Origin of the sequence: Paraburkholderia phenoliruptrix (assembly GCF_019511605.1) — a bacterium.
Lineage (GTDB): Bacteria > Pseudomonadota > Gammaproteobacteria > Burkholderiales > Burkholderiaceae > Paraburkholderia > Paraburkholderia phenoliruptrix_A.
This window is the reverse complement of the sequence record NZ_JAEUAV010000009.1, coordinates 24467-39757: the sequence shown is the minus strand read 5'-3', so window position 1 is coordinate 39757 and position 15291 is coordinate 24467. Positions and strand designations below refer to the sequence as shown.

Below are 15291 nucleotides of genomic sequence, written 5' to 3'. Positions count from 1 at the left end.
CTGAGTACATCGCCCATGCTCGATCCACAGTCCCCCTCTGCGCCTCGCCCCGGCGGAAAAAGGCCGGATCGGGACGACAGTTTCGACGCCAGCCTGCCGGAGGTGCACCGGAGCGTCCAGGTGCCGGACAAAGGCAGATGGCTGTGGCGCTTTTTCGCGTTCGCGGGTCCGGGCTACATGATCTCCGTCGGTTATATGGACCCGGGCAACTGGGCGACCGACCTTGCCGGCGGTTCGCGGTTCGGCTACACGCTGCTCGCGGTCATCCTGCTGTCCAATCTGATGGCGATTCTGCTTCAGGCGCTTTCCGTGCGCCTTGGCATTGCCACCGGTCAGGACCTGGCGCAGGCTTGTCGCGCGCATTATTCGAAACCCGTGAACTACGCGCTGTGGATCGCCTGCGAACTGGCTATCATCGCGTGCGACCTCGCGGAGGTGATCGGCACCGCCATCGCACTGCAATTGCTGTTCGACATTCCGCTGATTGCCGGCGCGCTGATCACCGCACTCGACGCATTCCTGCTGCTGCTTCTGATGAACAAGGGCTTCCGGTTCCTCGAAGCGTTCGTGATCAGTCTGCTGGTTGTGATTGCCGCCTGCTTCGCGATGCAGATTGCCATGGCCGCTCCGTCAGTCGCCGCGGTGCTGCGAGGTTTCGTGCCGGCGCCGGAAATCGTCACGCGCCGCGAGGTTCTGTACCTGGCGATCGGCATTATCGGTGCGACCGTCATGCCGCATAACCTGTATCTGCATTCGTCGATCGTGCAGACGCGGGCCTATGCGCGCAATGATGCAGGGCGCCGCGACGCGATACGCTGGGCTACCATCGACAGCACCATCGCGCTGATGCTCGCGCTCATGATCAACGCGGCGATTCTCATTGTTGCCGCTGCAACCTTCCATGAGGCCGGCTATACCAACGTCACCGAAATCGGCGACGCCTTCCGCCTGCTCTCGCCATTGCTAGGAGTGGGGATCGCGTCCACGCTCTTTGCGCTCGCGCTGCTCGCGTCCGGCCTCAATTCGACGGTCACGGCGACGCTCGCCGGACAGATCGTCATGGAGGGCTTCGTGAGGCTGCGCCTGCCGGCGTGGGGCAGACGCCTGATCACGCGCGGCATTGCGATCGTGCCGGTGGTGGTGGTTACCGCAATCTACGGCGACACAGGCACGGCGCAACTCTTGCTGCTGAGTCAGGTGATCCTGTCGATGCAGCTTCCGTTTGCGGTGATTCCCCTCGTGCGCTTCGCATCAGACAAAAGGACGATGGGCGCCTTCGTCATTCCGCTGTGGACCAGGGTGCTCGCGTGGACGGTGGCCAGCGTCATCGTCGGCCTGAACCTGAAGCTTCTGCTGGACACCCTGGCCGGCTAGCGGTTCTTCTTCCGGGCGATGGCCGCGGCGCGTTCTGCACGTGTTTAGCACGCGTTTTTACACGCGTTCTGTCATGCGGCATGCCTTTTACCTGCACCCGCAGGTGCCGTGGCTTTGCGTTTCACGAATGCGCTGCGGCAGCAAAACTTGAAATCGATGGCGCCCCCCGCTATACCTCAGGATACTGGCTGAATGAAAGCTTCGAGTCGGCATTCGTAAAGTTTGCTGAAAACAGGCGAACTCGCGCGGGCAGGCTGAGGACGCGTCGGCAAAGTGCACGGTAGTCCCTTATTCCAAGACCAAGAAGGAAGCGCCATGTACCATCAGGTTTATGATCCGCTAGGCAACGCGTTTTTCTCCACCCTTGCCGCCGCCGTCCCGATCCTCACGCTGCTTTATTTCATCGCGCTGCACCGGCATCGCGATGCGCAAGGCAACGTTCACCTCGGTATTTCCGCACCGTACGCGGCGTTTTTTGGGGTCATCGCCGCGTTCATCATTGCCTGCCTTGTATTCCGGATGCCGTTTGCGTCCGCCGTTTCCGCATTCGCGCTCGGCTCGCTGTCGGGGTTTCTCGGCATTATCTGGATCGTGCTGGCGGCAATGTTTCTCTACACGATGAGCGTCGTGAGCGGCAAGTTCGAGATCGTCAAGGAGTCCATCGTTCACATCTCGTTCGACCGGCGCCTGCAGTGCGTGCTGATCGCGTTTTCGTTCGGGGCGGTGATCGAGGGAACCTCGGGGTTCGGAACGCCGGTTGCCATTGCCGGCGCGGTGATGGTCGGTCTTGGTTTCAGGCCGTTCCAGGCCGCCGTGCTCAATCTGCTGGCGAACACGGCGCCGGTCGCGTGGGGTGCGATCGGCACGCCTATCGTGACGCTCGCCACTGTTAGCGGACTCGATCAGGTGACGTTATCCGCGATGGCCGGCCGGCAACTGCCGTTCGTCTCGGTGCTGGTGCCTTTCTGGCTTGTCGCGACCTTCGTCAAGATGGAAGGCGGCACGTGGAAACAGGTCTTCGAGGTGTGGCCGGCCATGTTGTGCGCGGGTTTATCGTTCGCGCTGATGCAGTTCTTCGCGTCCGGAAGCAGTGCGCTGCATCTGATGACCGATGTCGTGTCAGGCGTGTTTTCGGTCATCTGCACGGCGCTTTTCCTGCGTTTCGTCTGGCATCCGAAGACCCGCTTCCTGTTGCGTTCCGAGCGGGAAGCGCTGGAACGGGCGGGCCATGCCGAGCCGAGCAGCACGTCGGATGCGCACGGCTGGAAGTACCGCTACTCGCGCGCCGAAACGATTCATGCGTGGATGCCCTGGGTCATTCTGATCGCGTGCTGCGCATTGTGGGGCGTGCCCGAATTCAAAAAGCTGCTCAACGGTCTCTTTTCAACGGTGCCGTTTTCGACCACCTTGCTCGGTTCGCCGTTTACCGGCACGTTGTCGCTGCCTGTCTGGGACATGCCCGCGCTCAATAACCTCGTTCAGCGCATGCCGCCGGTTGCACCGGTCAACGCGAAAGCCGAGGCGGCCAAATTCACGATCAACTGGCTGTCCACCGCCGGAACGGGCGTGTTCGTCGCGGCGCTGCTTTCGGGCTTCGTGCTCAGACTGAGCGCGACTCAATGGAAAGACGCATTTGTGCAGACGATGCGACGCATGAAGATTCCGGTGCTGGTCATCGCGCAGGTGTTGGGTCTCGGTTTTCTCACGCGCTACTCGGGCACAGACGCCGTATTGGGTCTCGCATTCACGCACGCTGGCTTTCTCTATCCGTTCTTCGCCGCGTATCTCGGCTGGCTCGGCGTCTTTCTGACCGGCTCGGACACGGCGTCGAACGCGCTGTTCGGCAGTCTGCAAAGAATCACCGCGCAGCAACTCGATCTGAATCCGGTGCTGATCGTGGCGACCAATTCCACCGGCGGCGTAATGGGCAAGATGATCGATGCGCAGTCCATCATGGTGGCGTGTGCCGCCTGCTATGACGACCCGAAAGAGCGGTCGTTTGCGCTGGGTCCGATCTTCCGGACCGTGTTCTTTCATTCGATTGCGGGCGCCGCGGTGATAGGGGTGATTGCGATGCTGCAAGCGTATCTGGTCCCGTGGATGATCCCCGTCGCGCCATGACGGGAACCGCTACGGGAGCGAGCTGGCGATAAGCACTCGCGAGGTCGAAGGTGCCCGCCGCAGATCACGGGACGGACGACGCGCAGGTCTTGCGGTTGCACGTGCGGTCGCGCGTCGTGTCACGCGAACCGGGTCAGAAGCCGGCGCGAACCAGACGCGCAGGGCGGCAGAAAATACCTAGCAGATTGGATCGGCGGGCGAGCCGACAGGCTATGCGGCTCGCTCCGCCGATGCGACGGCGCAATGCCCGCATGAGCGTGCCTTGCCGAGCCGCAAGCGGCCGGCGCTTACCGTTGCTTCGGCGCCGCATTCGCACTGGCAGATCCACATGCCGTCGCCCGCGTAGTGCTTCGTGGTGAGCTGCCCGAAAACCACGCCGCTCTTCAGCGCGGGCGAACCTGGCCGCGAACGCCAGATGCGCCGCTGTTCACGGCACCCGCAATCGCGTATTGCGCCGGCCTCCACCGCCTTCAGTGCGGCCGCAATCTGGCGGCCGCAACCGCACTGCCACAGCCAGCCATCCGCGCCCCGATATTGCAGCGCGACGAGATCGCCGAACACGCGGCCGGTAACGTCGCGACTCGGCGGAAAAGGCCACTGAGGCTGGGGAGGGCGTGGGGCGCGTTTTTTCACGAGTGGGAGATGGGGGCGCCATACGGCTTTGTCAAGCGTTGTGGCGGCTGTCGAAACGGCGGCGCGCGGCTGGCGGGACGCCGCGACGTGAGTTGCGGCAGGGCAGAAGGCTGCCCGCCACGCGGCCACCCGCGACGACCCGTCAAAACACGAGCCACCGTAGTTTGTTCAGCGCCGCGGCGCTTTGTGCGCTTCCTCACACTTTGTTTCAATTTGTTGCATCTGCTGAAAAGCCTTGCGGGGCAAGGGTTCTCGGCTTCCGTGCGAATGCAGGGCCCGACCGCCGCGCGGCGGGAGGGTGAAGATTCCAAAGTCGGGACCGTTAAAGGATTCATCAACGGAGGAACCCAGCATGAAGATCGAATCCACTAGCTACCCGCTCGCCGAGCCCCGCAACGGCGCGCAGCGCGCGACCGGCGACAGTGACGCAAAAGGCGCCGTGGAGTCCGTCGAGCAGGCGAGCGGCGCGCACGCGCAGAACTCCACTGTGAACCTTTCCACGGTCTCGGCGCTACGCACGCCGGGCGACTCGGACATCGACACCGCGAAGGTGGAGTCGATCAAGGCCGCACTGCGTGACGGCACCTATACGATCGACTCAGGCAAGATCGCCGACGGCATCCTGAGCACCGCGCGTGAGCTTTTGCAAGCGACCACTCGCGCTCCGGCTGACGGCAGCAATACGCTCGACAAGACCGGCAGCCGATAAGCGTCGCAGCGGTCGGCAGCAGGGCGAATCGACCAGCCGCTGTGATGCTATGGGGGCAGGCGCGGCAGGTGTGGCCGATGGGGCCGATGCAGCAGGCCTGCTAGGCCCGCTCAATGACTCGTCGCCATGCTGCTGGCTTCATCGAGCAACGCCGGGTCCGGTTCCAACGCCGTGTCGGTCGCGCCTCGACCGATTTCCGCAAGCAGCGCCTCGTCGCGTGCAATGACTGTCGGCAGATGCGTGCGTAGGAATTCCACCCACGTCCGCGTCTTTGCATCGACGAATTTGCGCGACGGGTACAGCGCATAAACCGTCATTTTCTGCAGCGTGAACGCGGGCAGCACGCGCACCAGTGTGCCATCGCGCAAGCCGGCAATCGCCGCGTACAGCGGCACCATGCCGATGCCCATGCCTTCCCGGATCGCCGCAATCAACGACTCCGCTATGTTGACCTGCACGGGTCCGTCGACCGCCATGGTCTCGCTGCCGTTGGGGCCGTCGAGCACCCACTCGCGAGGCGGAAAGGCAGGCGTATGCAGGATCAGACACTCATGATGCGCGAGGTCGGCCGGCGTTTGCGGCGTGCCATGCGCGCGCACGTAGGCCGGCGACGCGCAGAGAATGCTGAAAGTGGTTCCCAACGGAAGAGACACGAGGTCTGAATCGGGCAAAGTCGCGGCGCCGACAATCGAGACGTCCGCGCTGCCTTCGAACAGATCGGGCATACGCTGCGACAGCGTCAGTTCGACGGTCACTTCCGGATATTGCGCGCGATAGCGAGAGATAGCCGGCAGCACGTAATGCTGGCCGATGCTGGCAAAGCTATGCATGCGCAGCGCGCCGCTTGGCCGTTCGTGTGCGCAACTGGCTTCTTCTTCCGCCGTGTCGACGTCTGCGAGTATTTGCCGGCATCGCTTCAGATAGCGCTCGCCAGCGGTGGTGAGGGCAAGGCGCCGGGTCGAGCGGTTCAAGAGGCGCGTGCGCAAATGAGCTTCGAGTTCCGACAGTGCGCGGGACATCGCGCCGGTTGTCGAATTGAGCGACTGCGCTGCGGCGGTGAAGCTGCCGGCTTCTACTACGCGCAGAAACACTCGCATATTCTGTAACGTATCCATCAATCCTTCTTTCTTGTTTTTACTGCTCAGACCGTATTGTCCGCCTGCCGCGAATACGCATTGTTGTCCGTTCTGGAAGGGACGTTCCCGGTTTGTCGTCTTAATAGCGGCTTCGCCTGCACCTACAATCGGCGCCCTGCCTGCTGTTCACGCAGGTTTTGCCGGGCGACCGTGACCAATTCGAGCAGATCGATTCCGAATGAAAGGCGAGCATGCGCTCAGACAGACGGCGAATTCCCGCCAACACTGCATTGCGATGCTGCACAAGCTCGGGCCGGCGGTGCGCGACTGGGCCGGCAGCGACGGTCTGACATGGCTACATCTGCTGAAAACCGTCATGGCGGGCCTGTTGGCGCTCGGCATGGCGATGTTACTGGATCTGCCGCAACCGCGCATCGCGATGACCACGGTCTTTGTGCTGATGCAGCCGTTCAGCGGCATGGTGCTCGCGAAAAGTTTCTACCGGATTCTCGGCACTGCGGCGGGCACCATCGCAGCGCTGGCACTCGGCGGGCTGTTCGTTCAACAGCCGGAGCTGTACATGCTCGGCATGACGGCCTGGGTGAGCGCCTGCGTCGCGGCGGCTGTCCGGTATCGGCATTTCAGATGGTACGGCTTCGTTCTCGCCGGATATACCGCTGCGCTCATCGGCATCCCTAATGTCACGGCTCCGCTCGGTCTTCTGCTCGCGGCGCTCACGCGCGCGGCGGAAATTGCCGTGGGCATCGTTTCTTCGAGCGCGGTCAGTGCGCTCATCATGCCGCAGCGCTCCAGCCTTGCGTTGCAGCGAGCGCTGCGCAAACGCTATGACGATTTCACGGTGTTCGCTGCCGACGTGCTCAATCGCCGCGTCGTGCGGGGGCGGTTCGAGCGCCGCTTCGCGGGGCTGATCGACGAGATAGTCGGCTTCGAGGCTACGCGCATTTTCGCTGCCTTCGAAGATCCGGCGATGCGTTCGCGCAGCGCGCACCTAAGCCGCCTCAATGGCGAATTCATGGATAGCTGCACGCGGCTGCACGCGTTGCATCAACTGCTAAAGCGCCTGCGCGCGAATCATCTCATCGCGATCATTGCAGCAATCGAGCCGTACTTCCACGAACTTGCCTCACTCATTACGTCACAGCCTGGCACTGAAATCGATGCGGCAAACGTGGCGGCGCGTTTGCAGGAGTTTCGGGCCGGCTTGCCGAGGCGCATGAGGCAAAAGCGCCGGCAACTGGAAACCGCCCCAGCCGAATCGCTGGCGGACTTCGACACAGCGGCGGAATTGCTCTACCGTTTCGTCGACGAATGGAGCCGATATTCGCTGACGGATGCTTCGCTAACGCTTCGCGCCGCGCCGGTTCGCGCGCGCGGGACGCGGCCCTACATGAGCCGCACGAATCGCCTCGTCGTCGCGTTCACATTCGTCCGTTGTGCTGCGGTGATGGCGGTCGCCGGCTGGTTCTGGATCGTGACTAACTGGCCGAGCGGCGGTTTCGCGGTGATCGGTGCGGCACTGGCTTGCGCGTTGACATCGGCAGCGCCAGGCGGCTCCAGAATGGCTCTCCACATGGCGGTCGGCGCGGTGATGGCCACCATGACCGGTTATCTGTACACCTGCTATGTGTATCCCAACATCGACGGTTTTCCATTGCTTTGCGTGACGCTCGCACCGGTGCTCGCACTCGGCGCATTCATTGCGACGCGCAAGGGCGCAGCGGGCTATGGGATCGGCTTCACGGTGTTCTTCTGCTTGCTGGCCGGGCCCGATAACGTGGTGACCTATGCGCCGGACCTGCTCATCAACAACGGCATTGCGCTCACTGCATCCATGCTGCTAGCCGCGCTTTCGTTAGCGGTCGTATTTCCCGCCGACATGCCCTGGCTCGTCCGTCGCATCATGCGCGATCTACGCGGCCAGGTCAGCGTTGCCTGCAGGGGCGAACTGTCCGGTCTCAATCAGCGGTTCCAGTCGGGTGCACATGACCTGACCTCTCAATTGCGAATGTTATTGACGCGACGCTCGCGCTGTCGCCGGGACGCTTTGCGGTGGATGCTCGCAACGCTAGAAGTGGGGCACGCCGTGATCGATCTGCGCAACGAAAGCGCGCACGCCGATTATGCGAACCAATTGCATCCCGTTTGGCGCAGCGGGATCGAGCGCGTGCTTGCCGATCTGGCGGAGCTCTTCGAGCGTCCAGACAAAGAGACGCTCGAGCGGGCTCTGCGGTCGGTGCGCTCGGCCACCTTGATGGCCGGAACCATCCTGCAAACGGTCCATGCGGAGCGCGACAAACGCCACGATCTGCAGCGCATTCTCAGTTGCCTGCACTTCATCCGGACCGCGTTGCTCGACAACGACGCGCCGTTCAAAGCTTGCTGAGCGTCGCGCACAAAGATCGGTTTAGAGTCCGATCTTTCCGTGGTCAGGAAAGATCAATTCTGTATATCGGTGTTTATCCGGGTGCGTTGCGGTCATATAGTTTCATCACTGCCTGGCCGACAGGAAATTCCAGATCGCCGGCACGTAACCGTAAGCTATGGAGAACGAAATGAAAGTGTTGAAACTTGCCCTGATTGCCTGCTCCTTGTCTGCTGCACTCGCTCACGCGCAAACGGCTCCGGCCGCCGCGGAGCAACACGCGGCAGCGGCGAATGCGCAACAGGCGAGCCAGCCCCAGCCGCAGGGTCGAGCGCAGCGCGCGAGCGCGAACCCGGCAGTCAAGGCAGAAGAGTGCGTGGGCCCGGTGAGCTATTGCAACCTCTTCTTCGGAAGCTGAACGGCGCCACACAGCACACCGCACGCGCGCAGATGCAAAGGGTGTCTGCCGCGAGCCACCGGCGCATGCGCTGCGGCACAGCTGCTTATTGAGCGCCGCGGCAAACGCGTCGGATTGGCTAGCGCAACGCAGAACGCAGACGTGCGCACCATCAGAATGGATTGGGGACAACGGGGAGACCTGGCTTTATGTATCAAGACCGGATTCGCTGCGCCGCGCTGCGGGCGAAAGTGACATCAGCCGACGACGCGGCGCATCTCATCAAGGACGGCATGTGTGTCGGCGCCAGCGGCTTCACGCGCGCAGGCGACGCCAAGGCTGTTCCTGTTGCGCTTGCCGAACGGGCGCGGCGTGAGGCCGGGCCTTTGCGCATTACGCTGATGACCGGAGCGTCGCTCGGTCACGACGTCGACCGCCTGCTCACGCAGGCGCACGTACTCGCGCGCCGTTTGCCGTTTCAGGTGGACAAGACCTTGCGCGACGCGATCAACGGCGGCGAAGTCATGTACGTCGACCAGCATCTGTCCGAAACCGTCGAGATGCTGCGCGCGAATCAACTCGGCAAACTGGACGTGGCGATTATTGAAGCGGTCGCCATTACGGAGTCTGGCGGTATTGTGCCGACTACCTCGGTCGGCAATTCGGCCAGCTTCGCCATGCTTGCCGACAAAGTGATTGTCGAAATCAATCTGGCGCAGACACCCGCGCTCGAAGGGCTGCACGACATCTGGATCCCGGCGCGCAGGCCGAACCGCGGGCCGCTGCCGATCATGCATCCGCAAGATCGGGTCGGCAGTCCGGCGATCGAGATTCCACACGAAAAAATTGCGGCCATTGTCGTGACCGACGTGGCGGACAGTCCTTCCACCGTGCAGCCGACGGACCCGGAGACGCAACTCATCGCCGGCCATCTGATCGAGTTCTTCCGGCATGAGATGACGCGCGGACGTATGCCTCGGCAGATGCCGCCGTTGCAGGCCGGCATCGGCACGATTGCGAATGCGGTGTTGAGCGGTTTCGTCGATTCGCCGTTCGGCGCGTTGCAGATGTACTCAGAAGTGCTTCAGGATTCAACCTTCGACCTGATGGATGCCGGCAAGATGACGTTTGCCTCGGGCGCGTCGATTACGTTGTCGGCGGCGCGCCAGGCGCAGGTGTTCGGCGACCTGGAGCGCTACCGCAATCGCCTCGTATTGCGGCCGCAGGAGGTCAGCAATCATCCGGAAGTGATCCGCCGTCTCGGTCTGATCGCGTTGAACACGGCGCTCGAATTCGATATCTACGGCAACGTCAATTCGACCCATGTGGGCGGCACGCACATGATGAACGGCATTGGAGGCTCTGGCGATTTTGCGCGCAATGCTTCGTGCGCGATATTCGCAACCAAATCGATGGCGAAAGGCGGTCGCATTTCGAGCGTTGTCCCGATGGTGCCTCATTGCGATCACAACGAGCACGACGTCGACGTGGTCGTGACAGAGCAGGGACTCGCCGATCTGCGCGGCCTCGCGCCGCGCGAACGCGCGAGGCTCATTATCGGGAACTGCGCTCATCCGTCATACCGCGATGCGCTGCGCGACTACTATCGGGAAGCGTTGAAGGCAGGCGGGCAGACGCCGCACCGGCTGGAACTGGCGTTTGCCTGGCACACGCGGCTGCGCGACACGGGCGCCATGTTGCCGACGGTGCCGTCGCAGGTATAGACGATCGCGGAGCGTGTCGCCAGAGGTGGTGTCGGCCGACGGCGCGGGGCGCGATAGGGGCTGCAATTTGGGGCTGCAATTTGGGGCTGCAATTTGGGGCCGCGATAGTGGCCAACACACGTCCATCCGCTGCAGATGCTCCGCAAGCGTCAGGCCGCACTAGCGGGTCGTCAGGTGCGTGCGCAACCATCTCGCCACGCCCAGGCTACCCAACAGTACGCCGGCGCCGACAGAAGGGACCGCGCGAACGACGCTTGCCTCGGGCCATTCTGAAATCAGCGGTTTTCCGTCCCGGGCTCTCAGCCTCGCTACCCACTGTCGGGTGCTAAGCGGCAGCGCAGGCGCGACTTCCTCGAACACCTTGTGCAACTGATCGCTCGCATGCGGAAAGGAGCCTAGCGCTATCGCCTCGCTTCGGGAGGGTGAGCCAATCACCAGTCTGGTCACGATGGCCGCTGCGTGCGTCAATCCCTCCAGAGAATCCAGTATCTCGATGCCGGCCTCGGTGAGAACCGCCAGTACGTCATCCACATAGGCATTGATCACATCCTGTTGCAGTTTCAGGCCCCATGCCAGTGCTTGCGGATTGTCGTCAGTCAGCAGTTGCGGATAGACAAGGCCGTCGGCCGCCCGTCTGTAACCGGTCGTCGTGCCGTGGTCCGCCGCGCAAATGGCCTCGAAAATCGGCCCTCGGATGAAGGGCCGTATAGGCGCGGCAACGGACTCGCTCAGGTAATCGTCGAGGCTGCCGCAGTTTTCCGGTCGATGATATAGCCCGAAGTAAAGACCCGACAGACGCCGGTCGAAATTTGCTTCGATGCTGCATGCGACCTTCGCCAGCGACCGTTGCAGATTGCCGCGCCATCCAATGTCGACTACACCGATGTTTCCCTCAGCGAAGAATCCTTTCTGCTTCAGGTACTCGAGTAGTAGTTGTCGCGCCGAAGCGGCCGTTGTGTTGATGAGATCGCTCACTTCACCGTCTGTTTGGATCTGCTGAATCAGCTGCTGCATTTCCGGGGAGTTCATCGGGCTGTGCGGGGAGCCAATACCCAGACGCTTCTGCAAGCGTACGATGGCCGGATGGTCGACGCCGAGGTCGAATTTGCCGAATACATCAGACAGCGAAATGCCGGCTTCCAGGCCGAAATGGCCAAGGTCGCTCCCGGCTATGTCCAGGAGCGCGGGCAAGTGAAGCGACTGCCGTGATACGTGAAGATAGTCCAGATCGATCTGCAAGCCATACGAATTGGCGATCTTCTTCGCAATGGACAGAAGAATCTGACCGTCGCGCGCGAGAAAGAATAACTTGTCGATCTTTCTGCGTCGGGCCTCTTTGAGGATCCACACGACGAATGCAAGCAGGAGCGGACCCATGAAACCCGCCGATATTTCGGCGAGCGACTGGTCATGAGCGCTGATGGCCCTGGTGCGCAGCCGCGCCGTGCGTGCGCTGCCCGACAGCGCCGATCTAAGCAGCGGCGGCTCGATCGCACCTTTGCCAAGCTCGCGCTCCAGTCGGCTGGGCGAACCGTTGAAGAACGGTGCTGCGCGACCGCCCGCGCGCCAGACTTGAAATACATCGGGAAATACGCCGTCGCCAACGTGTAGGTGGCGTACGGTGCAACCTTTCGCGATTGAAAAGAGAGAGCCAGTCCTCTTCGCGCAACCCCATTCGCATGAACTGAACAATTTAGCGCGGTTTACCCGCACGCCGCACCGATTCAGCATCGTTTCCAGGTCCGCCTGAGAAAAGTAGGTATCCGAGATAATTGCCGTTCTGCCCAAAACCGAGAAGCGATTGAAAGTCTCTACCATACCGGCTATGGGGCGCAACAAGCGCTTCTCGAGACCGACTTCCATTGCCTGCGCCGCTGTGAGAAATTCTTCAGGCAAGTCGGTCGACGCTGCAATTTCCGCGTAAATATCATTGAGCGTTACTTCACGCTCGACTCGCGTCTTGCGTGCCCTGGTTTCGGCCGATTGCCGGATGCTGAACCATTCACCGGGCGCGACGCGCGGGCCGAATTCGCGTTGTAGCCGATATCCGGTCAGCAGGAACATGTCGGACGGCCTCTGAACGGGCCTCGTGATCAAGGTATCGAATACATCGAAGGAGACGAGGCCATTTCCGCTCCATATTTCTTTCGCGCGTATCTCCCGCAGGCGGGGCGTGGTTGCAGAAACCTGCCGCATGCCGATTGACACGAATCGCTGGTTGATGATCCGTTCGAGCACTAGGTTGGTAGCATTCATCAGTGTCTTCCGCGTATCGAAAGGGGAGGGTTCTCGACGAGGCCGCTGTCACGTGGCCTTTTTTGCGCTTCCCGACTCTATGGGAATGGTGCAACGCGCTCGTGCGGCAAGGTCGGCAATCCTTCCCGTTGCTTATTTGAACGATCTGGCGCCGCGCTCTTGCCACGCCGTGAGCCCGACTCGCAGCCGTCGAATTTTCCGCATCGGGCAAACGTTCTTGTCACGGCGGCCAACGAGACCTCCATCTCTTTGCTAACGGGCGGTACGACGAGCGAGCGGATTGCAGATATAACGAACCGCGTAGTCTGCGATAGGTGAGTAGGGAACCAGACACAGGCTGGAGAGCACCAACGTTCCCACCTTCTTCTTGAGACTCCAGAACGGGTTTGCCACGATCGCATGCAGATACCGGTGCGAATCCCTCAACATCCAATGCCATCGGGTCATGAGCGGCGCGTGATAGACACTCGAATAGAAATAGGCCCTTTCATACGCGAAGTCATGAAAGTCGGCCGGCAACTGCATTCCCAGGCGACGCAGTGCGAGTTCCCGCAGCGTCAGCCAACGGGACGGAAATGCTTTGGGCGCCTTGCCGGTCTGATCGGAGTTGGCGAACGATGGGTTTGCCACTGCTTCGTCGGACACCCGGTATCCGCCGAGCGAGACGGGGATACTCGATACCGGTCCGACTAGAGCCGCCCCATAAATGGCATAGAAATCCGCGCCGTAGCGGTCCTTCATCGTTTCGGGCACAGGGAAGATCTTCCTGAGCGCACTGACGCTATACGCGTTTCCCGAAGCCGGCGGTGACGGGTAGAGCCAGCCGTTCAGCAGCAGCTTGCGACAGTCGCCGTCAATTCGGGAGTGTGGGACATACACACCCATACACTTGCTCATGTGATCGATGACGTCGAGGCGGAATTGCACCTTCGCCAGGTTCTCGCTCTCGAAGCGCTGCATCACCCTGGTCACGGCGCCCTGGTAGAGCAGGTCGTCGGCGTCGAGAAACAGCACGTAGTCGGTTTTGGCGAGATGAAGTCCCAGGTTGTAGGCGGACACCTGCCCGCCGTTGTCCTTGAAAACGGACTTGATGCGACTGCCATATCTTTCGATGATTGCGCGCGACCCGTCTGTCGAGCCGTCGTCGATCACTATCACCTGAGTACGCATGTAGTCCTGGGCGAGCGCCGAATCGATCGCCTGCGCGAGGAACTGTTCGTAATTGTGGTTGCAGATTACAACCGTCATGTCCTTCATGGTCGTTCACGCGTACGAATAGAAAGCGCTATGGACTGCGAAGTCTTTCATATGAAGCGGCGGCGAATCAGCGTGCTGGCAATGTTCTTCGGGGCGAGCAGGGTGGCAATGCTCCATCCGGCGATCAGGCAGCGGAACGCGGGACGCTCGAAGCTCGCGCGAAAGGGAATGGAGAAGGCGTCACGCAGCGCCCGGACGCGGCTGTCGCCGGGCAGCGGATGCTGCGCCGGTGTGAGCCGCAACGAGGCAACCCGCAATTGCAGCAGGTGCGGCGCACAGAACAGGGTGCTAAGCGGCGGCGCTGGCCGTCCGGTCATTGCGCAAGCCTTGCACGCGGCGCTGTGACGCTTCAGTGCACGCGCAATCTCGCGGCCGAAGTTGCTGGTGCTCGCACTCATCGCGCTGTCATTGGCGCCATGCATGCGATAAAGCACCAAAGGCGCGGTGATCGTTTCGACATCGCCCATGTAGGGGGCCATGGCAATGCAGGTTGAGTCCGTGAACGAATCGTAAGTCCCATCAAGCGGAAAGATCTTTTCCAGAAAGCTGCGCGCGTAGGCGTTTCCCGAGCCCGGTGGCGTGGGATATTCGGAGGTTTCATAAGCCCAGTGACGGATCGCCTCACAGGACAATCCGGGAGGGATCTTCGGAATGACGTTTCTGATCTTCGGAACGACGTTTTGTATCGGACGTCCCTGCGCGTCGACGCGCTCCATCAACACCTGAACCTTGCTGAGACCGGTTCGCCATACCGAGGCAATGGAGCGCAGCGCGCCGGGTACGAGAACGTCGTCGGCATCGAGAAAAATGACGATGTCGCCTGCGCTTCGCGCGAAGCCCACGTTGTTTGCTTCGCGCTGGCCACCGTTCTCCTTGAATACGGCCGTGATCCTGTCGCCAAACGAGTGGATGACTTCCGCCGAGTCGTCGGTCGAACCATCGTCGACCACGATCACTTCCACGTTGCGCCAATCCTGGGTCAGTGCACTCTCAATCGCCTGACGAATAAAACGCCCGTAGTTGTAATTGGCAATGACGATGGAGAAGAACAGCTCTTCGTTTGAGACAGGTCCGCTGTGTCGCATGTTCATCGACTACCTCCGGCTTTCTCATCAACCAGGTGCTCTCGAACCAGCCGGCATGCGCCGCGCCGCAAAGCAACGACTGGTATTGCCGTGGTGGTCCACGGCTTGTGGGTGCGCTATTGGCTGGTAGTTCACCTGATCGAATGTAGGGGAGGCGTTTAAGCGATCAGTACTTGCGGCCTAAAATCGGGCGATTAAGGCGCAAAATGTTGAACACCGTACTTCAGCATGCAGTTCTTGCGATATATGCGTGATGACGCCGCGAATGGTACTAGG

General features: G+C 61.5%; 11 protein-coding genes. 6 read left to right on the top strand and 5 right to left on the bottom strand.

Features of this window, described 5'->3' with window-relative positions:
• Positions 1-15 precede the first annotated feature (15 nt).
• Complete coding sequence (locus tag JNB89_RS14120; protein WP_135893996.1) at positions 16-1374, top strand: Nramp family divalent metal transporter; 1359 nt, start codon at positions 16-18, stop codon at positions 1372-1374.
• A 315-nt stretch (positions 1375-1689) separates the two neighbouring features.
• Positions 1690-3495 carry an L-lactate permease gene (locus JNB89_RS14115; RefSeq protein ID WP_135893994.1) on the top strand — a complete coding sequence of 602 codons (1806 nt, stop codon included), beginning with the start codon at positions 1690-1692 and terminating at the stop codon, positions 3493-3495.
• Between the two features lie 210 nt (positions 3496-3705).
• Here JNB89_RS14115 and JNB89_RS14110 read toward each other — a convergent pair whose 3' ends face one another.
• Positions 3706-4056, bottom strand: coding sequence for a hypothetical protein (locus JNB89_RS14110; RefSeq protein WP_220362585.1), 351 nt, complete (start codon positions 4054-4056; stop codon positions 3706-3708).
• A gap of 424 nt (positions 4057-4480) precedes the next feature.
• On the opposite strand from JNB89_RS14110, the gene flgM reads away from it, so the two are divergent.
• Entirely contained in the window at positions 4481-4837 is a 357-nt protein-coding gene (flgM, locus tag JNB89_RS14105; protein WP_220362584.1) for a flagellar biosynthesis anti-sigma factor FlgM, read from the top strand.
• A gap of 110 nt (positions 4838-4947) precedes the next feature.
• Here flgM and JNB89_RS14100 read toward each other — a convergent pair whose 3' ends face one another.
• On the bottom strand, positions 4948-5952 hold the full coding sequence (locus JNB89_RS14100; RefSeq protein ID WP_220362583.1) for a LysR family transcriptional regulator: 1005 nt from the start codon (positions 5950-5952) through the stop codon (positions 4948-4950).
• A 199-nt stretch (positions 5953-6151) separates the two neighbouring features.
• Here JNB89_RS14100 and JNB89_RS14095 point away from each other — a divergent pair, with 199 nt between their 5' ends.
• The 3 genes from JNB89_RS14095 (at position 6152) to JNB89_RS14085 (ending at position 10417) form a co-directional block, all read left to right on the top strand.
• On the top strand, positions 6152-8317 hold the full coding sequence (locus JNB89_RS14095) for an FUSC family protein (RefSeq protein WP_220362582.1): 2166 nt from the start codon (positions 6152-6154) through the stop codon (positions 8315-8317).
• Between the two features lie 169 nt (positions 8318-8486).
• Positions 8487-8714 (top strand): hypothetical protein, encoded by a 228-nt coding sequence (locus JNB89_RS14090; RefSeq protein ID WP_220362581.1) that lies wholly within the window; start codon positions 8487-8489, stop codon positions 8712-8714.
• 188 nt (positions 8715-8902) lie between these two features.
• Positions 8903-10417: an acetyl-CoA hydrolase/transferase family protein gene (locus JNB89_RS14085; RefSeq protein WP_220362580.1), complete on the top strand. Its 1515-nt coding sequence runs from the start codon at positions 8903-8905 to the stop codon at positions 10415-10417.
• A gap of 159 nt (positions 10418-10576) precedes the next feature.
• Here the strand turns inward: JNB89_RS14085 and JNB89_RS14080 are convergent, their stop codons facing one another.
• From JNB89_RS14080 to JNB89_RS14070, 3 genes are all read right to left on the bottom strand, one after another.
• On the bottom strand, positions 10577-12673 hold the full coding sequence (locus JNB89_RS14080) for an HAD family hydrolase (RefSeq protein ID WP_220362579.1): 2097 nt from the start codon (positions 12671-12673) through the stop codon (positions 10577-10579).
• 252 nt (positions 12674-12925) lie between these two features.
• Positions 12926-13930: a glycosyltransferase family A protein gene (locus JNB89_RS14075; RefSeq protein WP_220362578.1), complete on the bottom strand. Its 1005-nt coding sequence runs from the start codon at positions 13928-13930 to the stop codon at positions 12926-12928.
• 47 nt (positions 13931-13977) lie between these two features.
• Positions 13978-15021, bottom strand: coding sequence for a glycosyltransferase (locus JNB89_RS14070; RefSeq protein ID WP_220362577.1), 1044 nt, complete (start codon positions 15019-15021; stop codon positions 13978-13980).
• Between the last annotated feature and the right edge of the window lie 270 nt (positions 15022-15291).